24 protein-coding genes are annotated in these 26,247 nt (G+C 63.7%); 11 read left to right on the forward strand and 13 right to left on the reverse strand.

Annotation, left to right across the window (positions count from 1 at the left end):
• Positions 1-151: 151 nt before the first annotated feature.
• The gene (locus I6A82_RS00430; protein WP_198093273.1) at positions 152-1,411 is read left to right on the forward strand and encodes a TetR/AcrR family transcriptional regulator; all 1,260 of its coding nucleotides are present in this window, start codon (positions 152-154) and stop codon (positions 1,409-1,411) included.
• Here the strand turns inward: I6A82_RS00430 and I6A82_RS00435 are convergent.
• The 4 genes from I6A82_RS00435 to I6A82_RS00450 all read right to left on the reverse strand — a co-directional run bounded on the left by I6A82_RS00435 (position 1,390) and on the right by I6A82_RS00450 (position 6,096).
• Entirely contained in the window at positions 1,390-2,631 is a 1,242-nt protein-coding gene (locus I6A82_RS00435; RefSeq protein ID WP_332310919.1) for an MFS transporter, read from the reverse strand. The two genes, I6A82_RS00430 and I6A82_RS00435, sit on opposite strands and share 22 nt — an antisense overlap.
• A gap of 79 nt (positions 2,632-2,710) precedes the next feature.
• Positions 2,711-3,790: an acyl-CoA dehydrogenase family protein gene (locus I6A82_RS00440; RefSeq protein ID WP_198093274.1), complete on the reverse strand. Its 1,080-nt coding sequence runs from the start codon at positions 3,788-3,790 to the stop codon at positions 2,711-2,713.
• Between the two features lie 97 nt (positions 3,791-3,887).
• Positions 3,888-5,099 (reverse strand): acyl-CoA dehydrogenase family protein, encoded by a 1,212-nt coding sequence (locus I6A82_RS00445; RefSeq protein ID WP_198093275.1) that lies wholly within the window; start codon positions 5,097-5,099, stop codon positions 3,888-3,890.
• Positions 5,100-5,193: 94 nt separating this feature from the next.
• Complete coding sequence (locus I6A82_RS00450) at positions 5,194-6,096, reverse strand: acyl-CoA thioesterase (protein ID WP_198093276.1); 903 nt, start codon at positions 6,094-6,096, stop codon at positions 5,194-5,196.
• Between the two features lie 175 nt (positions 6,097-6,271).
• On the opposite strand from I6A82_RS00450, the gene I6A82_RS00455 reads away from it, so the two are divergent.
• Positions 6,272-6,835, forward strand: a complete 564-nt coding sequence (locus I6A82_RS00455) for a septal ring lytic transglycosylase RlpA family protein (RefSeq protein WP_232343179.1) — start codon at positions 6,272-6,274, stop codon at positions 6,833-6,835.
• Between the two features lie 29 nt (positions 6,836-6,864).
• Here I6A82_RS00455 and I6A82_RS00460 read toward each other — a convergent pair whose 3' ends face one another.
• A complete protein-coding gene (locus I6A82_RS00460; protein WP_198093277.1) occupies positions 6,865-8,592 on the reverse strand; it encodes a SulP family inorganic anion transporter in 1,728 nt (575 codons plus the stop codon).
• A 99-nt stretch (positions 8,593-8,691) separates the two neighbouring features.
• Complete coding sequence (locus tag I6A82_RS00465; protein ID WP_198093278.1) at positions 8,692-9,561, reverse strand: S-methyl-5'-thioadenosine phosphorylase; 870 nt, start codon at positions 9,559-9,561, stop codon at positions 8,692-8,694.
• A gap of 188 nt (positions 9,562-9,749) precedes the next feature.
• Here I6A82_RS00465 and I6A82_RS00470 point away from each other — a divergent pair, with 188 nt between their 5' ends.
• Together I6A82_RS00470 and I6A82_RS00475 are read left to right on the forward strand one after the other, a co-directional pair.
• Positions 9,750-10,904, forward strand: coding sequence for an acyl-CoA dehydrogenase family protein (locus I6A82_RS00470; RefSeq protein WP_198093279.1), 1,155 nt, complete (start codon positions 9,750-9,752; stop codon positions 10,902-10,904).
• A 113-nt stretch (positions 10,905-11,017) separates the two neighbouring features.
• Positions 11,018-11,449: an acyl-CoA thioesterase gene (locus I6A82_RS00475; protein ID WP_198093280.1), complete on the forward strand. Its 432-nt coding sequence runs from the start codon at positions 11,018-11,020 to the stop codon at positions 11,447-11,449.
• A gap of 7 nt (positions 11,450-11,456) precedes the next feature.
• Here I6A82_RS00475 and I6A82_RS00480 read toward each other — a convergent pair whose 3' ends face one another.
• Genes I6A82_RS00480 through I6A82_RS00490 form a run of 3 tightly spaced genes read right to left on the reverse strand, consistent with a single transcriptional unit; the run spans position 11,457 to position 13,854 of the window.
• Entirely contained in the window at positions 11,457-11,834 is a 378-nt protein-coding gene (locus I6A82_RS00480; protein ID WP_198093281.1) for a DUF3224 domain-containing protein, read from the reverse strand.
• 5 nt (positions 11,835-11,839) lie between these two features.
• Positions 11,840-12,622 carry a crotonase/enoyl-CoA hydratase family protein gene (locus I6A82_RS00485; protein WP_198093282.1) on the reverse strand — a complete coding sequence of 261 codons (783 nt, stop codon included), beginning with the start codon at positions 12,620-12,622 and terminating at the stop codon, positions 11,840-11,842.
• A 23-nt stretch (positions 12,623-12,645) separates the two neighbouring features.
• Positions 12,646-13,854: an LL-diaminopimelate aminotransferase gene (locus I6A82_RS00490; RefSeq protein WP_198093283.1), complete on the reverse strand. Its 1,209-nt coding sequence runs from the start codon at positions 13,852-13,854 to the stop codon at positions 12,646-12,648.
• A gap of 104 nt (positions 13,855-13,958) precedes the next feature.
• Between I6A82_RS00490 and I6A82_RS00495 the strand changes: the two genes are divergently transcribed.
• From I6A82_RS00495 to ahpF, 6 genes are all read left to right on the forward strand, one after another.
• Positions 13,959-15,794, forward strand: a complete 1,836-nt coding sequence (locus I6A82_RS00495; RefSeq protein ID WP_198093284.1) for a PHA/PHB synthase family protein — start codon at positions 13,959-13,961, stop codon at positions 15,792-15,794.
• A gap of 145 nt (positions 15,795-15,939) precedes the next feature.
• On the forward strand, positions 15,940-16,632 hold the full coding sequence (locus tag I6A82_RS00500; RefSeq protein ID WP_198093285.1) for a phasin family protein: 693 nt from the start codon (positions 15,940-15,942) through the stop codon (positions 16,630-16,632).
• A gap of 361 nt (positions 16,633-16,993) precedes the next feature.
• On the forward strand, positions 16,994-17,335 hold the full coding sequence (clpS, locus tag I6A82_RS00505; protein ID WP_232343182.1) for an ATP-dependent Clp protease adapter ClpS: 342 nt from the start codon (positions 16,994-16,996) through the stop codon (positions 17,333-17,335).
• 275 nt (positions 17,336-17,610) lie between these two features.
• A complete protein-coding gene (gene murA / locus I6A82_RS00510) occupies positions 17,611-18,894 on the forward strand; it encodes a UDP-N-acetylglucosamine 1-carboxyvinyltransferase (RefSeq protein ID WP_198093287.1) in 1,284 nt (427 codons plus the stop codon).
• 165 nt (positions 18,895-19,059) lie between these two features.
• Positions 19,060-19,623 carry an alkyl hydroperoxide reductase subunit C gene (gene ahpC / locus I6A82_RS00515; RefSeq protein WP_198093288.1) on the forward strand — a complete coding sequence of 188 codons (564 nt, stop codon included), beginning with the start codon at positions 19,060-19,062 and terminating at the stop codon, positions 19,621-19,623.
• A 124-nt stretch (positions 19,624-19,747) separates the two neighbouring features.
• Complete coding sequence (ahpF, locus tag I6A82_RS00520) at positions 19,748-21,331, forward strand: alkyl hydroperoxide reductase subunit F (RefSeq protein WP_198093289.1); 1,584 nt, start codon at positions 19,748-19,750, stop codon at positions 21,329-21,331.
• Positions 21,332-21,351: 20 nt separating this feature from the next.
• Here ahpF and I6A82_RS00525 read toward each other — a convergent pair whose 3' ends face one another.
• A complete protein-coding gene (locus tag I6A82_RS00525; protein ID WP_232343184.1) occupies positions 21,352-23,457 on the reverse strand; it encodes a TonB-dependent receptor in 2,106 nt (701 codons plus the stop codon).
• Between the two features lie 125 nt (positions 23,458-23,582).
• Here I6A82_RS00525 and nikR point away from each other — a divergent pair, with 125 nt between their 5' ends.
• Positions 23,583-24,056, forward strand: a complete 474-nt coding sequence (gene nikR, locus I6A82_RS00530) for a nickel-responsive transcriptional regulator NikR (RefSeq protein ID WP_198093290.1) — start codon at positions 23,583-23,585, stop codon at positions 24,054-24,056.
• A 24-nt stretch (positions 24,057-24,080) separates the two neighbouring features.
• On the opposite strand, the gene I6A82_RS00535 is transcribed toward nikR, so the two are convergent.
• The 3 genes from I6A82_RS00535 to hemH form a co-directional block, all read right to left on the reverse strand.
• The gene (locus tag I6A82_RS00535; protein ID WP_198093291.1) at positions 24,081-24,347 is read right to left on the reverse strand and encodes a ribbon-helix-helix domain-containing protein; all 267 of its coding nucleotides are present in this window, start codon (positions 24,345-24,347) and stop codon (positions 24,081-24,083) included.
• 25 nt (positions 24,348-24,372) lie between these two features.
• Positions 24,373-25,095, reverse strand: a complete 723-nt coding sequence (phbB, locus tag I6A82_RS00540) for an acetoacetyl-CoA reductase (protein ID WP_187334542.1) — start codon at positions 25,093-25,095, stop codon at positions 24,373-24,375.
• 99 nt (positions 25,096-25,194) lie between these two features.
• Entirely contained in the window at positions 25,195-26,193 is a 999-nt protein-coding gene (gene hemH / locus I6A82_RS00545) for a ferrochelatase (RefSeq protein WP_198093292.1), read from the reverse strand.
• Between the last annotated feature and the right edge of the window lie 54 nt (positions 26,194-26,247).

Consider the following 26,247-nt stretch of genomic DNA (forward strand, 5'->3'; position numbering starts at 1 on the left):
TCCAAGTTTGCCAAACCGCCGCGCTTGTTGCCCAAAGCCCTCACCTTTGGTCGGAAACGTAGCGTAAAGGCCGTCATCGAACCGTATTTCGGATGACGCAATCGCGAAGCTTTGCTAGCGCCGAAATCTGCCAGGGGAGAATACCGCGCGCATGAATGCCGAAAGCAAGGCCGAAAACGGCAACGACATGGAAGAGCGCACCGACCGGTTCGAGGCGAAGCGCGAACGGATCATCAGCGCAGCCGCCGAACTGATCAACGAACGCGGCGTGAAGGGCATGACCTTCGTCGATGTCGGCCGCATGGTCGATCTCAACACCACCAGCATCGCTTATTATTTCAAGCGCAAGGAGAAGCTGGCCGAAGCGGTGTTCCACCGCACGCTCTCGCGGATCGAGCGAGAGGTGGACGAGGCGGGCGCCGAAGCCACGCCCGAGGCGCGGGTACATCGCTATCTGGAGTTTACCTTCGATCGCATCGCCGCGCAGCGTCAGGGCAGTCATCCGCCGGAGGCTGCGCTGTCCGACATCCGCGCGATGCCGGACGAAACGCGCGAACGGCTCCTCGGCGAATTTGTCGGCATGTTTCGCAAGGCCCGCCGCTTTTTCGGTACGAGCGAAGACCCCGTCGGCCATGCGGACCTGACCGCGCGCGCGCACATCTTTCTGGAGTTCACCTACTGGCTGCCGGTGATGTTGAGCGATTATTCGCGCACCGATTTCGGGCGGCTGCGCGAGCGCTGTTTCGAGCTGATCTGTCACGGCATTGCCGCCGATGGCCGCGAACCGTCAGCGATCGATCTGCCGGCCGAAGAGGCCGACGGGCCGGATGGGCCCGAACGCGGCCTCAGCGATTTTCTGGGCGCTGCCACGCGGCTGATCAACGAGCGCGGCTATCGCGGCGCCTCGGTGGAGCGTATCGCGTCGCAACTCAACGTGACCAAGGGCAGCTTCTACCATCATCTCGAGGCGAAGGACGACCTCGTGATGAAATGCTTCGCGGCGAGTTACGACCGCGTCTCGGCCACCCAGCGTCTGGCACTGGCGGAAGAAGGCAGTTTTCTGGACCGGATCGCCGCTAGCGTGGAAACGCTGGTGCATTCGCAGTTCGACGGCAACCGGCCTCTGTTGCGCACCACCGCCATGGGCGTGTTGCCGCCGCGCATGCAACAGTTGGTGCTGGAACGCTCCGACTGGATGGCGCGGCGCTTTGCGGGGATGATGATCGACGGCATCGCCGAAGGATCGGTCCGCGCGGTCGATCCGCTGGTGGCGAGCCAGCTGGTCATGGTAATGCTGAACGCGGCCTGGGACCTTAAGAACTGGGCCGGCAGGCGGGATATGGAGCTGGCGACCCGGCTCTATGCCCGGCCGCTGCTCCACGGTTTCTTTCAGCCGCCCGCCACGGCCTGAGCTGCGCGGCGCGGCTCGCTCACACGAAGCCAGAAGGCCAGAAGCGCGGCAACCAGAAAGCCGGCCGTGACACCGAGCAACGCCACATAACCGAACAGATGCACGACCGCTCCGGCCAACAATGGCCCGGCGGTGGCGATGAAGCCCTCCACGGTGGTCGAAAGCGCCAGGCGCATCGGCATATTCTCCCGGTCGCCCAGTTCCAGCACCATCGTCTGCGCGCTCATCATATAGCCCGAATTGGCAGCGCCTAGCCCGACGAAGGAAAGAACCACAAGGGGATCGGTCTGCGCAACGACCAGGAGTAGGATGGATCCGATCCAGGCGACGATCGTCAGGAGGAAGGTCAATCGGTATCCGAACCGATCGCCCAACTGTCCCCACAGAATGTTGGAGGCCGTGTCCGCGCCCAGATAGGCAAGGCTCAAGATTCCGATGGTATTGCCATCCAGCTCCATGACCCGTGCGGCATAGAGGATGTAGAAGGGAGCCGAGACCCGGCCGGTTACGGCGAGCGCCTGACCGATCAGGAACCAGCGATAATTGCGCTCGGCCAGAAGCGCCGGCAGTTCGGTCAGACGCTCGCGCACCGGCATCCGCAGCCGGACCGATGGCGCGTCCGGTTCTTTCATCCCGAATTGCAGAACCACGAGGCCGAGCGATGTCAGCACGAACGCCAGCAGGAAGGTGGTGGCATAGCCATTGCCGAGCACCTGTTCCTCGATCAGCCAGCGCCCTGCCGTATAACTGAGCGCCGCCGCGATCGCGCCGCCAGCCAGATTGCGCATGCCCTGAAGCCGCCCCCGCCTGTCCAGCGGGATGACCTTGGCGATTATCATCTGAAAGGCAACGCGCTGGAAGCCCTGAAACAGCCCGAGCAACAGGAACAGCACCATTGTCGCCACCAGAAGCGAGGTGCCCGAAAGAAAAAAGCCGGCCAATGCGAGGCCGAGCACCTGGACGCGCATGGCCGTGCCGATGCGGACCGAAACGGCGAGGATGCGTCGGCGATGTTCCAGCTGCGATGCGCCGATAATCGGCACCGCGAAACCGCCCAGCATCAACAGCGTCTGCCCAAGACCGACGAACAATGCCGAACCGGTCATCAGCTGGATATAGGCGGGAATGAAGGTCGGGGCGTAAATCAGCCGAAAGCCCGTCATTCCCAGCATGCCGTGAACGAAATTGGCGATGAAATTGCGGCGGAGATTACTCTCCACCTCGCGATCGAACGCGGCCTCGCGCGCGGTTACCTCTTCCCGCTGCGCGGCCGCAGCGGGAACATGGTCGGGCGCCGCCTCAGTAATCGTTGAGGCGCGCGAAGCGTTCGCGGTGGAAGGTAGATGAGCCCCACAGCTGCTCGAGCGTGCGGGCGCGCTTCAGATAGAAGCCGATCGCATATTCGTCGGTCATGCCGATGCCGCCGTGCAGCTGCACCGCTTCCTTGCTCATATGGTGGATGGTGTCGCTGGCCACCGCTTTGGCCTGGCTGGCCAGCATGGCCATGTCGGACCGCTTGTCATCGAGCGCGGCGAGCGCGGTCTCGACTGCCGAGCGCATGAGTTCGATCTCGCCGAAAAGATCGGCCATCCGGTGCTGCAGCGCCTGGAAGCTGGAGAGCACCTGATTGAACTGCACGCGCTGCTTCAGATAAGCGAGGGTGACATCGAACGCCTCGGACGCCATGCCGAGCATTTCCGCCGCCGCGCCGATGCGCGCGCGATCGAGTACCTGATCGAGCAAATCCTCCCCGCCCTGTTCCAGCTTTTCAGCCGGTACGCCGTCGAAGGAAATTTCGGCCCAGCCGCGCTGATCCACCAGCGAACGGTCCGAGCGGGTGATGCTGTCCGCCGAGCCGTCGACCAGATAGACGCCGTCCTTGGCGGAGACCACGAACAGCCCCGCGCTCATGCCTTCGGGCACGAACATCTTGGTGCCGGAAAGCTTGCCGTCCGAAACGCTTGCATCGCATTTCGACGGATCGTGGCGCGGACCTTCGTCGATGGCGAGGGTACCGATCGCCTCCCCGCTCGCGATCTTCGGCAGCCAGGCCTCTTTCTGCGCATCCGATCCGCCGAGGATCAGCGCGCTCGCCGCGCCCAGCGCGGAGGCGAGCAGCGGGCTGGCGGTCAGGCTGCGGCCGGTTTCCTCCAGCACGAGGCCAAGGCTCATATAGCCGAAGTCCGATCCGCCCTGATCTTCGGGAATGATGACGCCGGTCCAGCCCATTTCGGCCATCTGGCCGTAGACGGCGGGATCGAAGCCGCCCTCGAAATCGCCGTCGCGCATCTTGCGGAACGCGCCGACGGGGTTTTCCTTCTTGGTCCACTCGCGCGCCATATCGCGCAGCATGGTCTGTTCTTCGCTGAGGATTGCCATGAAAACTCCGAATATTTGGTGCCTGCCAGTGCAGGAATTTTAAACCTGTGCAGCGCGGGGCCGCCTCAGGCTCCGGCTTTCACCGGAGCCCGCGGGATTACTGATGGTCCAGCATGCCCAGGATGCGCTTGGCGATGATGTTGTTCTGCACCTCGGTCGAGCCGCCATAGATCGTGGTCGCCTTGCCGAAGAGCCAGGCGCGGGTCTGGCGCAGCTCGTCTTCGGAGAAGCCTTCGCCTTCCCAGCCGAGACCGTTCATACCCATGATCTCGATCATCAATTCGGCGCGGCGTTGGCCGAGCTTGGTGCCGACCTTCTTCAGGATCGAGCTGACTTCGGAGACGCCGCCCGTCGCCTTCGCCTCGGCCTGCACGCGCATCGCGGTGGCGAGGAAGCTACGCCATTGCATTTCGAAATCGCTAATCTGCGTGCGTAGCTCGCTGTCGGCCAGCTCGCCATTGTCGTTCACCCCGACATAGGTCTTGGCCATCGCGTGCAGCGGCATCGCGGGCATACGGATCGCGCTGCCGCCGCCGGACAGGTTGGTCCGCTCATGCTGCAGCAGGCGCTTGCCGATGGTCCAGCCCTGCCCTTCCTCGCCGACGAGGTTCTCTTTCGGCACCTTCACATTGTCGAAGAAGGTTTCGCAAAAGGGGCTCATGCCGCTGATCATGCGGATCGGCTTCACGTCCACGCCGGGCGCGTCCATGTCGATCAGCATGAAGGAGATGCCCTTGTGCTTGTCCGATTTGTCGGTGCGCACGAGCGCGAAGCATTTGTCCGCCCACTGGCCGCCGCTGGTCCAGGTCTTCTGGCCGTTGACGACATAATGATCGCCCTTGTCCTCGCCGAAGGTCTGGATGTTGGCGAGGTCCGATCCCGCATTGGGTTCGGAATAACCCTGGCACCAGCGGATTTCGCCGCGGCAGATCGGCGGGATATGCTCCTTTTTCTGTGCCTCGCTGCCATATTCCAGCAGCGTCGGGCCGAACATCATCACGCCCATGCCGCCGATCGGGTTGTAGGCCTGTGCGCGGCTCATCTCCTGATGGAGCACCTTGGTCTGCTCGCGGGTCAGGCCGCCGCCGCCATATTCCTTCGGCCAAGTGGGTGTGCCCCAGCCGGTTTCGCCCATCGCCTCGCGCCAGGCCTTTTCGTCTGCGCTTTCCTCGGTCGGCCCTTCGACAGAGGACATCGTGTTGTCATGCCCCTTCAGCGATTTGGGGAAATGGGCATCCAGCCATTCGCGCACCTGGGTGCGGAATGCGTCTAGATCGGATTCGGGGTTTATCGCAGCGGCGCTCGCCATCTTGCTCTCCTGAGACTTTTCGTGCTTCCGGTATGCCCGAAAAGAGGGGGGAGCGGCAAGGAAATATCGCGCGGGGTCGAACCATTGTCCGGTCTCATCCGCGCAGGCGCATCATTCCTTCCTGCGTGGCGCTGGCCACCAACCGCCCGTCGCGGGTATAAAGGCTGCCGCGGTTGAAGCCGCGGGCATGGCCCGACCAGGGGCTGTCGAGGGCAAACAGCAGCCATTCGTCCATGCGGAAGTCCTCATGATACCACAGCGCATGATCGATACTGGTCATCATCAGCTTTTCGGTGGCCCAATGGACACCGTGCGGCAGCGTACAGGTGCCCAGCAGAAGCATGTCGCTGGCAAAGGCGAAGAGCGTGCGATGTTCGGCCGCCGGCCCATCGACCGGGGCCACCGCGCGCATCCAGGCGTGCTGGAACGGCGGCTGCTTGTTGCCGCCGCCGACGAACCGCGTCTCGACCGTGCGGAACTCGATTGGGCGCGGGCGTGCGCGCAGCCGCTCCAGATAATCGGCGGGCACGCCTTCCTGATTTTCCAGGCGCTCGATCTCACCGGGCAAATCTTCCGGCCCCGGCACATCGGGCATCGGCAACTGATGGGTAAGCCCCTCGGCCGGACGCTGGAAGCTGGCCGAGAAATTGAAGATCGGTCGGCCGTGCTGGATTGCGATGACGCGGCGGTTGGAAATACTCCGTCCGTCGAAATCCCGCTCCACGCGATAGATGATGGGCACGCCTTCTTCGCCAGCGCGCAAGAAATACGCATGTAGAGAATGGACAATCCGATCCTCCTCGACGCTCTGCGAAGCAGCGTCGAGCGCCTGCGCAATAACCTGCCCGCCGAAAACGCGTCCGCGGTCGTCCTCGCGGTTCAGACCGCGGTAGAGATCGGTATCGAGTCGTTCCGTTCGCAACAATTTGCGCAGTCCACCGACGAGTCGTTCCGGCGGATAGTGGTTAACGCCCTGCGAAGACTCCGCTTCGTTCATGCAAAGTTCCCTTTGAACCATTCGTCCGACCTCATCACCGGCACCGCTTGTCGCGTCAAGCGGGACAAGCCGCGGAACGCCTTCTAGCGAACAGTCGACCGCTGGAGGGCGGCCTGAGGTTGGTTGAGAAAATTTCGGTTTTCTGTTAAAAATCAAAGGCATGAAACAGATGCACATGAAGACGCAGATGATCAGCGCCCGTATTCGCGCACGCGCCAAAGGCTTCAGCAGCCGCCGCTATATGAGCTATGGCCTGGCCGCACTCGTGCCCGCCATGGGTCTGGTCGGCGCCGCACGCGCAGACGCCCCTGCCCCGGCAAGCGGCTTCACGCCGATCGAAATCAGCGCCGATATCGATGCCGACATCACATCGCCTGCTGCTGCGAGTGTCGATCTTCATTTGGAACAGGACGCGGTCGGCATTGCCGATGAAGCCGAAGACATACTCGAAGATCTCGGCACCGGCGGTGCCAGCTATTACGGGCCGAACCTCAAGGGCAATCGCACCGCTTCGGGCGAAGTGTTCGATCCCACCGAATTGACAGCCGCCCACCGCACCTTGCCGATGGGCAGCAAGGTGAAGGTGACGCACAAGGGCAAGTCGGTCGTGGTGCGTATCAACGATCGCGGCCCCTTCCACGGCAACCGCGTGATCGACCTATCGACTGCCGCGGCAAAGCAGATCGGCCTCTTCCGCGCTGGCACGGGGACGGTTCACCTCCAGCTGGTGAACGGCTGAGCTTCATTTGCGGACGCCGATAGGGCTCCCTAGCCCGCCGCCATCTTGCGGTTATAGGCCGCTTCCTTGTCCTCCTCGATATCGTGCATCGCTTCCTCCACCGTGGTGAAGCTGCGCGCCTGACGCGGGCGATCGCTAGCATTCAGCGCTGCGGCGATGGGTTCGTGCATCGCGGCGAATGCGACGCGCACATTCTTTTCCTGCAAATTGTCGAGCAGCCGCTCCAGCATCGCCATGCCGCTGGCATCGATGCTGTTGACCGAGCGCATGTCGAGCACCAGCCAACGCACGTTCTTATGGGCCGACACGAAGTTCAGCACCGCATCTTCGCAATAGGCGGCATTGCCGAAATAGATCGAACGGTCGATCCGCACGATCAGCACGGGAAGCGTGCGCGGGCCGCCGTCATGCCGGTCGATCGAGCGGTAGACGTGCAGATCGTCCATGCGGTCCACACGCGTTACGCGCGGCACGCTGGAAAACCACAGGAACGCGGCCAGGCCCATCAGGGTCCCCGCCGCAAGACCCCACTGAACGCCGAGCAGCAAGGTCACCGCCAGAGTGGCGAACAGCACGGCGCTCTCCACCTTGCTGTAGCGCATGACCGCCTTGATCGCGCGCAGCTTTACGAGGCCGAACACCGCGCTGATGACCAGCGCGGCGAGCGCGGCCTTGGGCAGAAAAGCGAGCGCGCCGGTGAGGAAAAGGAGCACGGCCAGGGTCACCAGGCTCGCCACCACCGAACTGATCGGCGAGCGGCTGCCGCTGTCCGCGGTCAGCGCCGAGCGGCTGAGGCTGACGCCGACCGCATAGCCGCCGGTGAGCGCCGCGGCGATGTTTGCCATGCCGAGCGCCAGCGCCTCGCGGTCGCTGCGCACCTTTCGCCGGTTGCGGCCCGCCAGCGATTTGGCGACGCCGCTGCCGATCACGAACACGATCAACGCCGCGATCAGCGCCGAGGGGGCCAGCGCGATCCACGGGTCCAGACCATATGGCGGCATGCGCAGAGAGGCGAGGCCGCCTTCGACCGCGCCGACACGCGGCACCGGCAGATCCGATCCTCCGACCATCGCCGCCGCGCCGACCAGCACGAGCAAGGGAATGGCCTTCACGATCAGCCCGCGCCAGGGCGGCCGCACGCCCGCCTTCCAGAGCATCGGCCCGGCATAGCGATCTCCCAGCAGGAGCAGCAGGAGGGCGCCGATACCGATCAGGACGACATCCGCGTGCAAATCCGGCAGCGCCTCGATCAGCCCCACGAGCGTCCCGATCAGCTCGCTGCTGCGGGGCACGTCCAGACCCAGCAAGGTCGGCAGCTGGCTCGCCGCGATCAGCACCGCCGCGGCGGCGGTAAAGCCCAGCATCACCGGCTCGCTGACGAAATTGACGAGGCGGCCGAGCCGAAACAGACCGACGAGCACCAGCATCGCGCCCGCCTCCAGCGCGATCACCATGGCCGCCGTCATCGGCGCGAAACCGCTTGCCGCAATGGCATCGCCCACGATCAGAGAGACCAGCGCCACCGGGCCGACCGAAACATAGGGGCTGGTGCCGAATAGCAGATAGAGGAGCGGCGGGGCCAGCGCGGCATAAAGCCCGGCCTGCGGCGGCAGCCCGGCGAGCAGCGCATAGGCCATCGCCTGCGGGATCAGCAGGACCGAGAGGACGAGTCCGGCGATCGCATCGTCGGCCAGGAAGGACGGCTTATATTCCTGCAGCCAGGCGGGCTTGTCCGGAATGAAACGCGTCACGTCCATCGATGTCGCCGTCCCTTCTGCCGAAGCGGGCAGCCTAACCGCGCGGCAAAGCGATGGGCAAGCGATGTAGGTTAATCGGACGGCCTTTGGTCGACGCTGTCAGCCCAGCACCCGTCCCGCAACCGCGTCCAGCTTCTTCAGAAGCCCCGGATCGCGGTGCGCGGGATCGGTGATGAGCGCAAAATCGAGTACGCTGTCGAGCGGGCTGGCCTCACGCTGCGCCGGCAGGGCGGAAACGAAGGCTTCCACCGCCTTGCGCGCAACGGCGCCGTTGGCGGTCATTTGCTCGATCACCTCGCTCACTTCCACGAACGCGGTTTCCTCACGCCAGCAATCATAATCGGTGACCATGCCGATGAGCGCGTAGGGCAGCTCCGCCTCGCGCGCCAATTTGGCTTCGGGCATCGCGGTCATTCCGATCACGTCGGCGCCCCATTGGCGGTAGAGATGGCTCTCGGCGCGGGTGGAAAATTGCGGCCCTTCCATCGCCAGATAGGTGCCGCCCTTGGCCACATTGCCGCCCGCTTTGTCGACCGCCTCAGCGGCGAAGGCGGACAATCTCTCGCACACCGGCTCGGCCATCGACACATGGGCGACCATGCCGCTGCCGAAGAAGCTGGACGGACGGCCCTTGGTCCGGTCGATGAATTGATCCACCACCACGAAATCACCGGGCGGAAGTTCTTCGCGTAAAGACCCGATCGAGCTGATCGACAGCAGATCGGTGCACCCTGCCCGCTTCAGCGCATCGATGTTGGCGCGGGCGTTCAGATCGGACGGCGCGATCCGGTGGCCCCGCCCATGACGCGGCAGGAAGCGCAGCTGCACATCGCCGATACGGCCGAACAGGATTTCGTCCGACGGCTGCCCCCAAGGCGATTCGACGCGCCGCCATTCCTGATCCTCCAGCCCGTCGATCGCGTAGAGGCCGGAGCCCCCGATGATGCCGATGGTCCATTGGTCAGACATAGCTCAACTCCCGTTCGTCCTGAGCTTGTCGAAGGACCGCTCTTCTCTGGCGAGAACGCATAAGAACAAGGACGGGGCTTCGACAAGCTCAGCCCGAACGGATTTGGGTTCGAGATAGAAACTGTTACACTTGACGTTCGCGTAAACCTTCGGTCCAATCGCGCGAAAAGAGACCGAGGAGAGAGACCATGCCGATCGAGACCGCTACCCGCACCGCCTATGACGAGGATATGGAGGCGTTTCGCGATACCGTGCGCGCTTTCATGCGGGACCGGGTCCTGCCCAATGCGGACCAGTGGGATGCGGACAAGATCGTGCCCAAATCGATCTGGCGCGAAGCGGGCGAGCTCGGCATGCTCTGCCCCACCGTGCCGGAAGAATATGGCGGCCTGGGGCTCGATTTCCGGTACAACGCCATCGTCGACGAGGAAGCGGCCTATGGCGCGGGCACCACGCTCGGCTTCTCGCTGCAATCCGACATCGTGGCCGATTACATAGTCAATTACGGATCGGAAGAGCAGAAGAAGGAATGGCTGCCGAAGATGGTCTCGGGTGAGGTCGTCACCGCCATCGCGATGACCGAGCCGGGCGTCGGCAGCGATCTGCAATCGATCCAGACCAGCGCCAAGAAGGACGGCAATCATTATGTCGTCAACGGCTCCAAAACGTACATCACCAACGGCCAGAACGCCGATCTCGTCCTCGTCTGCGCGGTCACCAATCCGGATGCGGAGAAGAAGTGGCAGGGCGTCTCGATCATCTTGGTCGAGGCGGACCGGGATGGCTTCAAGCGCGGGCGCAATCTCGACAAGATCGGGCAGGACGCGGCCGATACGTCGGAACTGTTCTTCGACGATGTGCGCGTGCCGATCACCAATTGCTTAGGGGAAGAGGGCAAGGGCTTCATCTATCTGATGAGCCAGCTCGGCCAGGAACGCCTGTCGATCGCGGTCAGCGCGCAGGCGAGCGCGCAGAAGGCTTTCGACGATACGGTGGCGTTCGTGAAGGAGCGCAAGGCGTTCGGCAAACCGGTGTTCGATTTCCAGAACACGCGCTTCGTGCTGGCGGACCTGAAGGCCAAGCTGCAAGTCGGCTGGGCCCATCTCGACCATTGCCTGACGCTGCACGCCAAGCGCACGCTGACGCCCGAGGAAGGCGCGGCGGCCAAGCTGTGGCATACCGATCTGCAGTGGGAGATGATGGATAAGTGCCTGCAGCTGCATGGCGGCGCGGGCTATATGAACGAATATCCCATTGCCCGCATGTGGCGCAGCGCACGCGTGACGCGCATCTTCGGCGGCACCAACGAGATCATGAAAGAGCTGATCGGGCGTTCGCTCTGACCTCGAAGTCCGAAGTCCTGAGCCTGTCGAAGGACGGCTCTCGAACGAGAAGCGCCCTTCGGAGTCGTAGACGGCGCATGGCGCCACCGGCTCAGGCCTACGGAGATAATTGAATGCAAAAACCACCCCGCGACGTCGCGGCCTATCCCTTCACCACGCACACCGAAACCCGGTTTCAGGATCTCGATCCTTTAGGCCATATCAACAATGTCGCTTATGCCGCATTGTTCGAGAATGGCCGCGTGCGGTTCAACCATTCGCTGGGCCTGGAGCACCCCCGCGGCACGCGCTGGCTGATCGCGCGGGTCGAGATCGATTATGTGGCCGAAGGATTTTTCCCGGAGGCGATGGAGATCGCCAGCGGCATCGGCCAGATCGGCAATTCGAGCTGGCAGATCCTGAGCGCCGCGTTCCAGAAATCCGGCTGCGTCGCGACCAGCGTCACCACCCTCGTGCTGACCGACAAGAACGGCTCGATGCCCATGGACGATGCCATGCGCGGCGTGCTGGAGCGCGCGCGCGTGAAGGGTTGGGCGGACAGCTAAAGGGCGATCAGGGGAGCTGGTATTCGAAGCTGTAGCGATGATCGCCGGAAGACTGGTCGATCGTCATGGTCCCGGCAATCCCCTCCAGCTCGCCCGATCCGGAATCCGGGATCACCTGCACACTCAGCGACGGCGCGCCGCGATCCATGATGCCGTGATGCTGGAGCGCGAACCCGCCGCTCTTGCCGTTCAGCGAGCCTTCGAACCGCTCGATCGCGACATAGCCGGCGGAGCCTTCGGTATTGGTCCGCACCGCCAGCATTGCGCCGCGGCTGGTGCCGGTCAGATCGCCCTCGAACGTCTTGGCAATGGTCATTCGCGAAACCGAATCGCCGGCATCGGCGGCGGGTTTCAGATCGACGTCGAATCGTCCTTGCGCGGTCATGGCGTTTAATCCTTCCAGTTCGCGGCGCGCTTTTCCATCTGGCTCATCACCGCCTCGATCTGGTTGGGCTGGCGGATCACGCGGGCCTGCGCGTCGCTTTCGGCTTGCAGGATTTCGGCTTCATCCAGATCGACCGAACCGTTGAACAGCGCCTTCGCCTCGCGCATCGCCTGAGGGTTCCTGTCCGCGATGGTCGCGGCGATGGCTTTCGCGCGTTCCAGCGGCGCGTCCTGCACCTCGGTCGCGAAGCCCCATTCCACCGCCTCGCGCCCGTTGAATTCGGCGTTGGTGTAGGTGAGCCGCCGCAGCACATCTTCGCGCACATTGCGCCGCCACAGGGCATAGCCGCCCATGTCCGGCACCAGCCCCCATTTCATCTCCATGATCGAGAGCCGCGTTTCGGGCGAGACGATGCGCATGTCAGCCCCGCTCGCAATCTGCAGCCCGCCGCCGAAGCAGATGCCGTGCACCGCCGCGATCACCGGCATCGGCAATTCGCGCCAGACCATCGCCACCTTCTGATAGAGGTTCGAGATGCCGTGCGTGCGCTCGATCAGCGGCGCGCCGGTGCCGCCGCTCGCCATGCTGGCCATGTCGAGGCCCGCGCAGAACGCCCGCCCCTCGCCCGACAGCACCACGGCGCGTACGCCTTTCTCGTCACGGAGCCGTTCGCCCGCCGCCACGATGCCTTCGAACATCGCGGGGTCGAGCGCGTTCATCTTGTCGGGCCGGTTCAGCCGCACATCGGCGACGTGATCCTGAATGGTGATGCTGACGCGATCGTTCATGGCGGCGTTCCTCTCCTGTACTTTTAGTCTTTCTGGCCGCTCGGCACATTGACGCCGTGCGCGGTCATCAACTTTTTCACGCCGCGCGCGGCCTGGCGGATGCGCTGTTCGTTCTCGACGAGCGCGAGCCGCACATAGCCCTCTCCTTCCGAACCAAAGCCCGCGCCCGGCGCAACGGCGACCTTGGCCTCGCTAAGCAATCGCTTGGAAAATTCGACCGAGCCGAGATGCGCCAGCGCGGGCGGAATCGGGGCCCAGGCGAACATGCTGGCATCGGGCGGCGGGATGTCCCAGCCCGCGCGGCCGAAGCTTTCCACCATCACGTCGCGCCGCGCCTTGTAGAGCTGGCGGTTCTGCTCGACCACGTCCTGCGGCCCGTTGAGCGCGGCCACCGCGGCGGCCTGGATCGGGGTGAACGCCCCGTAATCGAGATAGCTCTTCACCCGCGCAAGCGCCCCGATCAGCGTGGGATTTCCCACCGCGAACCCGATCCGCCAACCGGCCATCGAATAGGTTTTGGACATGCTGGTGAACTCCACCGCCACATCCTTGCCGCCCGGAACCTGCAGGATCGATGGCGTCGGCTCATCGCCATAATAAATTTCGGCATAGGCAAGGTCCGAGATCACCCAGAGCCCATGCTCTTTCGCAAAGGCTACGACCTCGCGGTAGAAAGCGAGGTCCGCGGTGTATGCGGTGGGATTGGACGGATAGCCGATCACCAGCACCTTGGGCTTGGGCACCGAATAGGCCATGGAATATTCCAGGCGCTTGAAGAAATCCGGCCCCGGCGCGGCAGGGATCGATCGAATTGCGGCGCCGGTGATGATAAAGCCGAAGGTGTGGATCGGATAGCTGGGATTGGGCGCCAGCACGACATCTCCCGGCGCGGTGATCGCCTGCGCCAGATTGGCGAGCCCTTCCTTCGAGCCCAAGGTGACCACCACCTCGGTCTCCGGATCGAGATCGACGCCGAAGCGGCGCTGATAATAAGCCGCCTGCGCCTTGCGCAGCCCCTTGATGCCCTTGGACGCGCTGTAGCCATGGGCGCCGGGATCGCGTGCGACCTCACACAGCTTCTCGATAATATGCGGGGCGGGCGCGCCGTCGGGATTGCCCATGCCGAGGTCGATAATATCCTCGCCGCGGGCGCGCGCGGCGGCCTTCATCGCGTTCACCTCCGCGAACACATAGGGCGGCAGGCGGCGGATGCGGTAAAAATCGTCGTTCATAGCCAGGCCGTCATATCGGGCGGAACCGCGCGCGTCATGTGGAACTTCATGTTATGACGGCACGAAAGCTTGTAACAAAGCAGGCGCACAGGAGGAGGATGACGATGGCGGACAAAAGCGGCGAGGATGCAGTTGGCCCGGGTCTGGAGCAGGCCGGACAGGATCTGATGGAAGGCACGCAGAACCTTCTGGAACAGATGCAGCAATGGGGGTTCGTGACGCTGCGCGCGCAGCAGCTATTGGGAGAATTCGCCGCCGAGCAGATTGCCGACGGGCGGCTGGCCGAACAATCGGAAACGATGATGCGCCGCTGGATGGAGGGCGCGGACGCCCCGGCCCGCTATCGCCTGAGCGCGCAGGACCCGATGGACGTGATGCGCCGGCAATCCGAAATGATCACCTCCAGCTTCGAATATTGGGGCAAGCTGATGACGTCCGGCCTGGACGGCTGGAACCAGCCCGTCGAAACGCGCGACAAGCGGTTCCGCCATGAAGGGTGGGATAACCATCCGGTTTTCGCCGCGATCGCGCAGGCCTATCAGTTCACCGTCGAACGCATGCTGGCCTGGGCGGATGATATCGACGGGCTCGATCCGGACATGAAAGCCAAGTTGCGCTTCAATCTTTCCAACGCGCTCGATGCCGTCTCGCCCACCAATTTCGCGATGACCAATCCGCAGGTGCTCGAACGCGCCTATGAAACGCGCGGCGAAAGCCTGCTCAAGGGTCTGGAGCATATGCTGAGCGATTTGCGTAAGGGCCAGCTGACCCATACCGATCCGAACGCTTTCGAACTGGGCGAGAATATCGCGACGACGCCCGGCAAGGTGGTGCACGAAACACCGCTTTATCAGCTGATTCATTACACGCCGACCACCGACAAGGTGCTCAAAACGCCGCTGGTGGTGTTTCCGCCCTGGATCAACCGCTTCTACATCCTCGATCTCAACGAAAAGAAGAGCTTCGTGAAATGGGTGGTCGATCAGGGCGTGAGCCTGTTCATGGTCAGCTGGAAATCCGCCGACGCCTCCATGGCGGATGTGGAATGGGACGATTATGTCGCCGCCCAGATCGATGCTATCGACACCATTCGCGATGCGTTGGGCGTCGAGCAGGTCCATACCATCGGCTATTGCGTCGCGGGCACCACGCTTGCCGCCACCCTGGCCCTCCTGGCCGAGCGGGATGAGGCCGACAAGGTTGCCAGCGCCACCTTCTTTACCGCCCAGGTGGATTTCGAAGAAGCAGGCGACCTGCTGCTCTTCACCGGTGACGAGCATATGCAGCTGGTCGAGCAATTGAGCGAGCCGGGCTATCTCGACGGGCGCTATATGGCCGCCACGTTCAACATGCTGCGCGGGCGCGACCTGATCTGGAACTATGTCGTCACCAACTATCTGCTGGGCGAGGATTATCCGGCGTTCGATCTGCTCCACTGGAACGGGGACACCACTAATCTGCCGCGCAAATGGCACCGTTCCTATCTCGACGATCTCTATCGCGGGAACAAGCTGGTGTCGCCCGGTGCGATCCGGATCGACGGCACGCCGATCGATCTCGGCAAGATCGAAACCCCGGCCTATATCCAGGCCGGCAAGGAAGATCATATCGCCCCGCTCGCCAGCGTGTGGAAGCTGATGGACCATCTATCGGGCGAGAAGCGCTTCGTGCTGGCGGGCTCCGGCCATATCGCGGGCGTCGTCAATCCGCCCGCCGCCGAAAAATACCAGCATTGGACGAACGAGGACGCTGGCGTGGAAACGCTCGAAGAGTTCATCGCCGGAGCCAGCGAGACCAAGGGCAGCTGGTGGCCGGACTGGATCAAATGGCTGCGCGACCAGGCGCCCGAGGAAGTGCCCGCGAAGGGCGGCCGCAAACCCGGCAAAGGCAAGCTGAAAGCCATCGAGGACGCGCCCGGCCGCTATGTGAAAAGCCGGTAACGCCGCTGCAGCATAATTTTGGTATCGATCCGTCGAAACGCCCTCAAACTGCGGCGTTTCGATCTTTGTGCAGTGCACAATATCCCTTGACAATTGTCGCCTGAAGGGCTATTGTGCATTGCAGCAAAGAAGGAACGGATTGACGATGACTGATCGTAAGACAGCGCCGAAATCGAAAGCTCCCGCGAAGGGGAAGGCTAGCGCACCCACCAGCCCGGCCAAGCCGGCGCCCAAGGCCGCGGAGCCTGCAACCAAAGCGGCTCCCGCCAAGGCAGCGGAAGCCGAGAAGCCCGTCCAGACCGCCGCAAAGGCTGGCGAGACGGCCGTTACCGAAGTGAAAAAAACTCAGGCGGCCACGCAAGACGCTGCCGCCAAGACCATTCAAGAAGGATCGAACACCATGGCCAACACCACCGAAAAGATGACCGACAAGACCACCGACATGGTCAACAACATGTCCGAGCGCGCCAAGGCCGCTTCGGAAAAGACCACGCAGATGATGAGCCAGGCCGGCGAATTCGGCCGCGGCAACATGGAAGCGTTCGTCCAGGCCGGCAAGATCGGCGCCGAAGGCATGCAGGAAATCGGCCGCGACAATATGGAGTTCGCCAAGAAGAACTTCGAAGACGCTTCGAGCGCGATGAAGGACTTCACCTCCGTCAAGTCGCCGACCGAGCTGTTCCAGCTGCAGGGCGAATATGCCCGCAAGAACTTCGACGTGATGGTCGAGCAGAGCTCCAAGAACACCGAGAAGATGGTGAAGCTGTGGGGCGACATGTTCCAGCCGATCTCGAGCCGTATGGCCGAAGCCGGCGAGAAGATGAAGATCGAAGCCTAAGGCTTTGACGGCTTCCGATCGGGCAACCGATCGGACAGCAACCGATCTTACAAGGGCCGCTCCCGGAAACGGGGGCGGCCTTTTCCATGGTAACGGCCATCGGGAAGCCGCCATACCCTGATCCGCCGCTCTCTGGTCCGCGTCCCCTGATCCGCCGCCCCCCACTCCGTAAGTGCTGAGCCTGTCGAAGCACGGTTCTCGTTCGCAGAGCGCCCTCAGCCCAAGAGGCCGTCTGCGGCTTCCAAGCCGCCGGAAGCATCGTTCACCAACCTCGGGGCTTGCCCCCGCGCCCCGGGATGCCATATTTTGTCGCATCATGAATCAGCACGCTTCCTCCCCGATCCGCCCTTTTTCGATCTCCATGGCGCCGATCCATATGGCCAAGGATGACGAGCAGGATCCCGGCGGCCCTTCGGTCGGCCTCGCCACGCGCACGCGGCCCAAGACCAAACAGCCGAGCCAGTACAAGGTGCTGATGCTGAACGACGACTACACGCCGATGGAATTCGTCGTGCACTGCCTGAAGCGCTTCTTCACCATGGACACGGATGAGGCAACGCGCGTGATGCTTCACGTTCACCAGCGCGGCGTGGGCGTGTGCGGCATCTTCAGTTATGAGGTGGCGGAAACCAAGGTGAACCAGGTGATGGACTTCGCCCGGCAGAACCAGCACCCGCTGCAGTGCACGCTGGAGAAGGCGTAACCGTCGCGTTCAATTGTGAAAGCTCGCTGGGTCAGGCGAGGATGCCCGACTGAAAGCCCGGTGAACACGCCCGACTAAAAACCCGGTAGAAACGCCGGACTGAAAACCCGTAAGTCCTGAGCCTGTCGGAGGACGTTTTTCGCCGACGCTCCACGGCCCTGACCGATAGACGTCCTTCGACAAGCTCAGGGCTTCGGACGTGTCTCAACCTTTGGCGGAAGGGAGAAGGCGTTCCCCCACCTTGTTTCGGCGCGTGCAATCGCTATTCCCGTTCGATGGACAGAATTCTTATTCGTGGCGGCAACCGCCTTTCGGGCCGCATTCCCATCTCCGGTGCCAAGAACAGCGCGCTGACGCTGATCCCCTGCGCGCTCCTGACCGATGAGCCGCTGACGCTGCGCAATTTGCCGCGGCTGGCGGATATCGACAGCTTCCAGCATCTGATGAACCAGTTCGGCGTTTCCACCGCCATCGCCGGTTCGCGGCCCGAGGACTTCGGGCGGGTGATGACGCTGCAGGCCACGCGGATCACTTCTACCGTCGCGCCCTATGACATCGTGCGCAAGATGCGCGCCTCCATCCTGGTCCTGGGCCCGCTGCTCGCGCGCTCGGGCGAGGCGACCGTCTCGCTGCCGGGCGGCTGCGCCATCGGCAACCGGCCGATCGACCTGCACCTGAAGGCGCTCGAAGCGATGGGTGCCGAGATCGAAATCGCCTCGGGCTATGTCCGGGCGAGCGCGCCGGACGGCGGCCTGCCGGGCGGCACGTTCAGTTTCCCGGTGGTCTCCGTCGGCGCGACCGAGAATGCGCTGATGGCGGCATCGCTCGGCAGCGGCACCACGATCCTGCGCAATGCCGCACGCGAGCCGGAGATCGTGGATCTGTGCAAACTGCTCGTCGCGATGGGCGCGGATATCGAGGGCATCGGCACGTCCGATCTTACCATCCACGGCGTCAAGCGCCTCCACGGCGCGACGTATGAAGTGATGCCGGACCGGATCGAGGCGGGCAGCTATGCCTGCGCCGCGGCGATCACCGGCGGTGAGGTCGATCTGGTCGGCGCGCGCGCGGACGAGATGGAAACCACGCTCGACGCGCTGCGCGAAATGGGCCTTCATGTCGACGCCTATAAAGGCGGCGTGAAGGTGGCCGCGAATGGCGCGCTGAAGCCCGTGCGCCTCACCACCGCGCCCTATCCCGGCCTTGCCACCGACATGCAGGCGCAGCTGATGGCGCTCCTATGCAAGGCGGATGGCAACAGCGTGCTGACCGAGACGATCTTCGAAAACCGCTACATGCACGTGCCCGAGCTCACCCGCATGGGCGCGAATATCGATGTCGATGGGCACACCGCCGTGGTGCGCGGCGTCGAACGGCTGACCGGCGCCCCGGTGATGGCCACCGATCTGCGCGCCTCGATGAGCCTCGTGATCGCCGGCCTCGCCGCGGAAGGCGAGACGCAGCTCAATCGCGTCTACCATCTCGATCGCGGCTATGAACGGCTGGAGGAAAAGCTGGAGGCGGTGGGGGCGGATATCGAGCGCGTGGGCGGAGACTGATCAAAGCGTCCGCGCGGCCATGGTTCCGGAATATTTATCGGACGGGCTGATCGACAAACTCAATCATTAAATCTGGACAAAACGCCTTTATAAATCTGTCGGGCGGGGTCATATGCTGCATTGCACACAGCGTTTCTCCCACCCCAACCGACAGAGGAAATATCCATGTCCGTCATCGATAAACCGATCAAACCGTTCAGCACCCAGGCCTATAAGCAGGGCGAATTCGTCACCGTCACCGACGAGGACACGAAGGGCAAATGGGCGGTCTTCTTCTTCTACCCGGCCGATTTCACCTTCGTGTGCCCGACCGAGCTGGAAGACTTGGCCGACATCTACCCCACGCTCCAGAAGATGGGCGTCGAGGTGTACAGCGTCTCCACCGACACGCATTTCAGCCACAAGGCATGGCATGACAGTTCCGAGAAGATCGGCAAGATCGACTTCTACATGCTGGGCGACCAGAACCACGAAATCGCGCGCAACTTCGAATGCCTGCGCGAGTCCCAGGGCCTTGCCGACCGCGCCACCTTCGTCGTCGATCCCGACGGCGTGGTGCAGGTGATGGAAATGACCTGCGAAGGCGTCGGCCGGAACGCGGCAGAGCTGCTGCGCAAGGTGAAGGCCGCGCAGTATATCCGCGAGCATCCGGGCGAAGTTTGCCCCGCCAAGTGGGAAGAGGGCGAAAGCACGCTCGCTCCCTCGCTCGACCTCGTCGGCAAGCTGTAAGCCTTCGCGCTGATAATCAGGGCCTGCTGCCGTCACGGCGGCGGGCCCACTCAAAGGAGCGAGAGACCGGATCACCGGCCCCGCTCCGCCCCCCCTCTCCCAAATTTGATCCGGAACCCAAGCGATGCTCGATGCCGCTCTCCAGAACCAGCTGAAAACCTATCTCGAAAATGTGCGCGAGCCGATCGAGCTCGTGCCGTCCTCGGACGATAGCGCGAAATCGCGCGAGATGGCCGAGCTTCTGTCCGAGATCGCCGCGCTGTCCGACAAGGTCAGCGTTGCCGCCGAGGAAGCGAACGAGCGCAGCCCGAGCTTCGCGATCCGCCGCACCGGCACCGACATCGCGGTGCGCTTCGCCGGCCTGCCGATGGGCCATGAGTTCACCTCGCTGGTGCTCGCGCTCCTCCATGTCGGCGGGCACAAGCCCAAGACGCCCGAGGACGTACTCGATCAGGTCCGCGCGCTCGACGGCGACTATCATTTCGAAACCTATTTCTCGCTCAGCTGCCAGAATTGCCCCGACGTGGTGCAGGCGCTGAACCTGATGAGCGTGGTCAACCCGCGCATCCGCCATACGGCGATCGACGGCGGCAGCTTCAAGCAGGAGGTGGAGGACCGCAAGGTCATGGCCGTGCCGTCCGTTTATCTGAACGGCGAACCCTTCGGTCAGGGCCGCATGGAGCTGGAGCAGATTCTGGCGAAGCTCGACACCGGATCGGAGGCCAAAGCTGCCGAGAAGCTGTCCGCGAAGGAGCCCTATGAAGTGCTGATCGTCGGCGGCGGCCCCGCGGGCGCGGCGGCCGGTGTGTACGCAGCGCGCAAGGGCATCCGCACCGGCATCGTTGCCGAGCGTTTCGGCGGTCAGGTGCTCGACACCATGGGCATCGAGAACTTCACCTCGATCAAATATACCGAAGGCCCCAAGCTGGGTGCCGAACTGGAAGAGCATGTCCGCCATAATGAGGTGGACCTGATGAACCTGCAGCGCGCCGAGGAGCTGATCCCGGCGGCAGAGGAAGGCGGCTATCACGAACTGCGCCTGAAGAACGGCGCTTCGCTGAAGGCCCGCGCGATCATCTTGTCCACCGGCGCGCGCTGGCGCCAGCTCGGCGTGCCGGGCGAGGAAGAGTATCGTAACAAGGGCGTGGCCTATTGCCCGCATTGCGACGGCCCGCTGTTCAAGGGTAAGCCGGTCGCGGTGATCGGCGGCGGCAATAGCGGCGTCGAAGCGGCGATCGACCTTGCCGGCATCGTCAAGGAAGTAACCTTGATCGAATATGACGGCAGCCTTCGCGCCGATGAGGTGCTGCAGCGCAAGCTGCGCAGCCTGAAGAATGTGCGCATCATCACCTCCGCGATGACGACCGAGGTCAATGGCAATGGCGAAAAGGTGACCGGCCTGACCTATAAGGACCGCGACAGCGGCGAGAGCCATGAGCTGACGCTGGACGGCATCTTCGTCCAGATCGGCCTCGTGCCCAACACCGAATGGCTGCAGGGCACCGTGGCGCTGACCCAGCATGGCGAGATCGAAGTCGATGCCAAGGGCGGCACCAGCGTGCCCGGCGTCTATGCCGGGGGCGACGCGACGACCACGCCGTTCAAGCAGATCGTCATCGCCATGGGCGAAGGCTCCAAGGCTGCGCTCGGCGCGTTCGACTATCTCATGCGCCTCGCCCCGCCGGAGGAACAGCGCGAAGCGGCCTGAGCGCCGCCGCGCCGCCGTCGTCAGAAGGTGTAGCGAAGGCTCGCGCGCAGCTGGCGCGGTTCGACGGGATGGAAATGCCGGTCCGCAATCGGGGCCGGTTCATCGCGCAGCCGCGATTCGTAGAAATAGGTAATGTCGGCATCTTCGGCATCGAAGATGTTGAAGATGTCGACGCCCAGCCGCAGCCGCCCGAGATTGTAATAGCCGCCCAGATTGACGAGCGTCGTCGGATCGCTGCGCACGCTATCGTCCTCGATCAGCGGAGCGGAGCCGAAATGGCGCAGCCGTGCGGTCAGGCTGAGCGCGCGTAGCGGGCTCCAGGTCACGCCGCCCGAAATCACCTCGGGCACCGCGTTCGGGATGTAGAATTCGCCGTCCGGCACATCGACGAAGCGCGCATCGGTATAGGCATAGTCGGCATCGACGGTCAGGTTCGGTAGCGGCCGCCAGAACAGGCTGGCCTCCACGCCGTAGCGGCGCGATCCGTCGTTCGCTTCCGTATTGCCGGCATCGCCCACGAACACGAGCTCGCTCGCCAGCGAAAGATAATAGCCGACAAGCGATGCCGTAAGGCCGCTGCGTTCCACGCGCGCGCCCAGTTCCACGCCGTCCGCCGGGGCGATCACGCCAACCGGATCGGCCGGATCGCCGCTTGCCGGATCGATGCTGATCGCCGCGCCGCGCACGTCGTTCGAATGAAAACCGCGCCCGTAATTCGCGTATAGTTCCAGCCCGCGGGCAGGCTGCCAGGCCAGCGCCAGCTTGGGGGCCAGCAGATCGCCATGGCCGCTGCCCGAATTGACCGCGAGATCGGCGGAAACATCGTAACCGATCCGGTCGTAGCGCAGCCCGCCGATCGCGCGCAGCCCCGGCGCAAGCCGCACCTCCGCCTCGCCGTAAAGACCGAAGCCGAATTCATCGACCTGATCCTGACGGATGGTGTCCGTCGCCACGCCGCCCACGCTTTCGTAAAGCCCGACGCGGTCGATCGCATCATAGCGCAGATCGCCGCCCAAAGTGACGCTGACCCATCGGCCGAGCGCGATGCCGTGGCTTACCTCACCACCATAGGTCATGCGCCGGTCACGCTGGATGAATTCATCCCCGTTCACCGGATCGTCGAGGAAATAGGTGAAGTTGGAGGTTAGCTGGAAGTTGTAATAGGTCGCAAAGGCATTCAGCCGGGTTTCGCCCAGCGCCGCATTGGCGACCGCGCCGATGCGCGTCGTGCTGCCACCCAGATCCGGATCGATGAAGCCGAAGCGCCCGATCCGTCCGCTTTCTACGGCGCGTTCGGGCACCTGATCGGTGGAGGTCCAGCGGCTGTCATAGCCGTTGAGCTGCACGGAATATTCGGTGCCGCCCGCCGCAGCGCTGCCGCCGCCGCTATATTTTACGAGGCCTGCGATGCGGTGAAGGTCTTCGTGCAGATCCCAGGGCCCGTCATAGCCTTGGATCTCGGCGGCGGCGAGGAGGTTGCCACCGCCGAGAGGGGTGCTGCCCGCGGCCACGCCGCGGACATAGCCGAAGGCGCCCACCTCGCCCTGAACGAAGGGCTCTATGGTGTCGCGCGTTACGAAGGAGACCGTGCCCGCGGCCGAAAAATCGCCGACATCGGCGAAATAGGGCCCCTTGCGGTAATCGATCCGCTCCAGCGTTTCGGGAATCACGAAGTTGAAATCGAGATAACCCTGGCCATGGCCATGCGTGCGCATGTTGATCGGCACCCCGTCGACGAAACCGGCGAAATCCGTGCCGTGATCGAGGTTGAAGCCGCGCAGGAAATACTGGTTCGCCTTGCCTGATCCCGAATGCTGCGTGGCGATGACGCCGGGCACATTCTCCACCAGCTCACCCGTCCGGCTGATCGGCACATTGTCGAAATCGGCATAGCCGACGGTGCCCTGCGATCCCGAAACGGCGATGCCGATCTGTTCGATCGCGCGGCCGTACACGATGATGGGATCGCGTTCGGCAGCCGGATCGGCACCGGCGGGTGTGCGGGGGCCCGCTGTTTGCTGCTCGTCCGGCGAAGGATCGTCATGGGCAAACAGCGGCGGCGTCCAGCCGAGCGCCACCGGAGCCGCTAGAAACAGGATCGTCCGTGCGCGCGCCGCTTTTGCCATTCCTGCCCCCGCTTTATGCATTTTCTTCTCATTGTGCATACGCGCGGCCGCCAAGAGACGGATGCAGCGGTTTGACGCTTTTTTTGCCCGGTGGCATGAGGTGGGCCGCAAGGGAGCCACGCGCGATGCAGCGGATCACCATATCGATCGACGACGGCCTGGCCGGGGAAATGGATGCCATGGCGCGGGCGCGCGGCTATGGCAGCCGGTCCGAGGCGCTGCGCGACATGCTGCGCGCGCAGACCGAGCGCTGGCGGCAGGAAGACAGCAGCGCCGCCTTTTCGGTCGGCAATCTGTCCTACGTCTATGATCGGCGCGTGCGCGCTCTGCCCGAACGCCTGTCCGAACTGGAGCATGCGCATCACGATCTGGTGGTTTCGTCCACGGCGATGCGGCTCGACCATCAGGACAGTCTGGTATCGGTAATGCTGAAGGGGCGCACCGAGGCGCTGCGAAAGCTGGTGGACCAGATCGTCACCCAGCGCGGGGTGCGGCTCGCACAGCTGAACCTGATTGCCGTGCGGCCGGGCGACGATCACGAGCATCCGGGCGATCACGAACATCACGGCCATGAGCATCTCTCCCCCGTGACCAGCTGAGCCGGATCGGCCCGGAGGGTTTGATCAGGGCTGGGGGGATGCGTCCTCGGCATCGCCGCCGAGCCAGCGATCCGCGAGCCATAGCCGGATGGCTCCGGCAAGGCCGGGCGGCGTGTCCGATTCCAGCCGTTCGACATCGATCCGGGCGATAAGCGCGCTGAACGGTTCGTCCCGCTCTTCCGCCGCCTTTTTCAGGAGCTGCCAGAAGAGCGGTTCGAGGCTGATCGAGGTGGGATGCCCCGCGATCGTTACCGATCGTTTGACCGGCGGATGGTAGCGCTCCGGATTCATCCTACCTCCATCCGCCGGCGAAGGCTCAATACATGTGCTGGCCGCCGTTGATGCTCATGGTGGAGCCGGTCACGAAGCCCGCATCCTCGGAGGTCAAGAAGCACACGCCGCGCGCGATCTCGTCGGCCTGGCCGAGGCGGCCGACCGGGATCTTGGCGACGATCTTCTCCAGCACCTCTTCGGGCACCGCGGCGACCATGTCCGTATCGATATAGCCCGGCGCGATGGCGTTGACGGTGACGCCGGTGCGCGCGCCTTCCTGAGCGAGCGCCTTGGTGAAGCCGTGGATGCCGGACTTGGCGGCGGCGTAGTTCACCTGGCCATATTGCCCGGCCTGCCCGTTGATCGAACCGATGTTGACGATGCGGCCCCATTTGCGCTCGCGCATGCCGGGGTAAACCGCCTTGGCCATGTTGAAGCAGCCGCCGAGGTTCACGCGCATCACCTCGTTCCAGTCCTCGAAGCTCATCTTGTGCATCGTGCCGTCGCGGGTGATGCCGGCATTGTTCACCAGCACGTCGATCGGGCCGACGGACTGCTCGATCTCGGCGCAGCCGTCCATGCATGCCTGGTGGTCGCCCACGTCCCATTTGCGCGTTTCGATGCCGGTGCGCTCGGTAAATTCCTGCGCCGCCTGGTCGTTGCCCGCATAGATCGCGACGACCGTCATGCCCTTGTCCTTCAGCGCGCAGCTGATCGCCTCGCCTATGCCGCGACTTCCCCCGGTGACCACTGCGATACGTGCCATATGCTTCAAGCTCCTCTTCCTGGGCCGCCCGTGGAATCGACCGGCTTCCTCTAGGGAAAGGCTTAAAGCGCGCCGGGGTTGCCGACAAGCAGCGCTTTTTCAGCGCGTCCAGCCCATCAGCTCGCGCCGGAGCAGCGTCTCCAGCATGGCGATACCGGGTGCGCTGTCGTTGAGGCACGGAAGATACGCAAAACGCTTCCCGCCCGCTTCGACGAACTGCTCCTGCCCGCGAATGGCGAGCTCTTCCAGCGTCTCGAGGCAGTCCGAAGCGAAGCCCGGCGCGGCGATGGCCACGCGTTTGATCCCCTCGCCCGGCATGGCTTCCAGCACCGCGTCGGTGGCGGGCTCCAGCCATTTGGCGCGGCCGAAACGCGACTGGAAAGCCACGCGCACATCGCGCCCCATCGCCTCGCCCAGAAGCCGCGCGGTTTTGCGACAGTGGCAGTGATAGGGATCGCCCAATTCCAGCGTGCGCTGCGGCATGCCGTGGAAGCTGAGCAGCAGCGCGTCCGGGCTGAAGTCCAGCGCCCCCAGCGCTCCGCCGATCGAGGTCTTCAGCGCATCGATATAGGCCGGATCGTCATGATAGGGCGGCAGGCTGCGCAGCGCCGGTTGCCAACGCATGGCGGCAAGCGCGCGGTAGCACTCGTCCATCACCGTCGCCGTGGTCGCCGCGCAATATTGCGGATAAAGCGGCGCCACCAAAATGCGTTCGCACCCGTCCGCCTTCATCTGCGTCAGAACCTCGCCCACCGCAGGCTCGCCGTAACGCATGGCCCAGCGAACATCGACATCCGCGCCGAAGCGCGCGGTCAGCTCCTCGGCCTGCCGCATGGTATAATGCGCCAGCGGGCTGCCTTCCTCCATCCACACCTGCTCATAGGCTTCGGAAGATTTCTTCGGGCGGGTTTGCAGGATGATTCCGCGCAGGATCGGCTGCCAGAGCAGTGGCGGAATTTCGACAACGCGGCGATCGGATAGAAACTCCCCCAGATAACGCTTCACCGCCTTCGGCTCCGCAGCCTCGGGCGTTCCGAGATTAACGAGCAGCACGCCGATACGCGGCGGCGGGATCTGAGGATGGTCGGCAGGTTTCACGGCTCACCCGTTGGCACATCGGGGGCGAAAGCGAAAGCCGTGAGCGGCACCGAG

The sequence above is a fragment of the Novosphingopyxis sp. YJ-S2-01 genome (assembly GCF_016093175.1).
GTDB lineage: Bacteria > Pseudomonadota > Alphaproteobacteria > Sphingomonadales > Sphingomonadaceae > Novosphingopyxis > Novosphingopyxis iocasae.

What these genes read in the sequence shown, in the direction of transcription:
- I6A82_RS00495 (WP_198093284.1), top strand. Translation starts at nt 13,959, where the DNA reads ATGGCGGACAAAAGCGGCGAGGATGCAGTTGGCCCGGGTCTGGAGCAG.
- I6A82_RS00525 (WP_232343184.1), bottom strand. Translation starts at nt 23,457, where the DNA reads ATGGCAAAAGCGGCGCGCGCACGGACGATCCTGTTTCTAGCGGCTCCG.
- I6A82_RS00485 (WP_198093282.1), bottom strand. Translation starts at nt 12,622, where the DNA reads ATGAACGATCGCGTCAGCATCACCATTCAGGATCACGTCGCCGATGTG.
- I6A82_RS00455 (WP_232343179.1), top strand. Translation starts at nt 6,272, where the DNA reads ATGAAGACGCAGATGATCAGCGCCCGTATTCGCGCACGCGCCAAAGGC.
- I6A82_RS00470 (WP_198093279.1), top strand. Translation starts at nt 9,750, where the DNA reads ATGCCGATCGAGACCGCTACCCGCACCGCCTATGACGAGGATATGGAG.
- I6A82_RS00430 (WP_198093273.1), top strand. Translation starts at nt 152, where the DNA reads ATGAATGCCGAAAGCAAGGCCGAAAACGGCAACGACATGGAAGAGCGC.
- I6A82_RS00490 (WP_198093283.1), bottom strand. Translation starts at nt 13,854, where the DNA reads ATGAACGACGATTTTTACCGCATCCGCCGCCTGCCGCCCTATGTGTTC.
- phbB (WP_187334542.1), bottom strand. Translation starts at nt 25,095, where the DNA reads ATGGCACGTATCGCAGTGGTCACCGGGGGAAGTCGCGGCATAGGCGAG.
- I6A82_RS00445 (WP_198093275.1), bottom strand. Translation starts at nt 5,099, where the DNA reads ATGGCGAGCGCCGCTGCGATAAACCCCGAATCCGATCTAGACGCATTC.
- I6A82_RS00465 (WP_198093278.1), bottom strand. Translation starts at nt 9,561, where the DNA reads ATGTCTGACCAATGGACCATCGGCATCATCGGGGGCTCCGGCCTCTAC.
- I6A82_RS00475 (WP_198093280.1), top strand. Translation starts at nt 11,018, where the DNA reads ATGCAAAAACCACCCCGCGACGTCGCGGCCTATCCCTTCACCACGCAC.
- I6A82_RS00500 (WP_198093285.1), top strand. Translation starts at nt 15,940, where the DNA reads ATGACTGATCGTAAGACAGCGCCGAAATCGAAAGCTCCCGCGAAGGGG.
- I6A82_RS00535 (WP_198093291.1), bottom strand. Translation starts at nt 24,347, where the DNA reads ATGAATCCGGAGCGCTACCATCCGCCGGTCAAACGATCGGTAACGATC.
- nikR (WP_198093290.1), top strand. Translation starts at nt 23,583, where the DNA reads ATGCAGCGGATCACCATATCGATCGACGACGGCCTGGCCGGGGAAATG.
- murA (WP_198093287.1), top strand. Translation starts at nt 17,611, where the DNA reads ATGGACAGAATTCTTATTCGTGGCGGCAACCGCCTTTCGGGCCGCATT.
- ahpC (WP_198093288.1), top strand. Translation starts at nt 19,060, where the DNA reads ATGTCCGTCATCGATAAACCGATCAAACCGTTCAGCACCCAGGCCTAT.
- I6A82_RS00480 (WP_198093281.1), bottom strand. Translation starts at nt 11,834, where the DNA reads ATGACCGCGCAAGGACGATTCGACGTCGATCTGAAACCCGCCGCCGAT.
- I6A82_RS00440 (WP_198093274.1), bottom strand. Translation starts at nt 3,790, where the DNA reads ATGGCAATCCTCAGCGAAGAACAGACCATGCTGCGCGATATGGCGCGC.
- I6A82_RS00460 (WP_198093277.1), bottom strand. Translation starts at nt 8,592, where the DNA reads ATGGACGTGACGCGTTTCATTCCGGACAAGCCCGCCTGGCTGCAGGAA.
- ahpF (WP_198093289.1), top strand. Translation starts at nt 19,748, where the DNA reads ATGCTCGATGCCGCTCTCCAGAACCAGCTGAAAACCTATCTCGAAAAT.
- I6A82_RS00450 (WP_198093276.1), bottom strand. Translation starts at nt 6,096, where the DNA reads ATGAACGAAGCGGAGTCTTCGCAGGGCGTTAACCACTATCCGCCGGAA.
- clpS (WP_232343182.1), top strand. Translation starts at nt 16,994, where the DNA reads ATGGCGCCGATCCATATGGCCAAGGATGACGAGCAGGATCCCGGCGGC.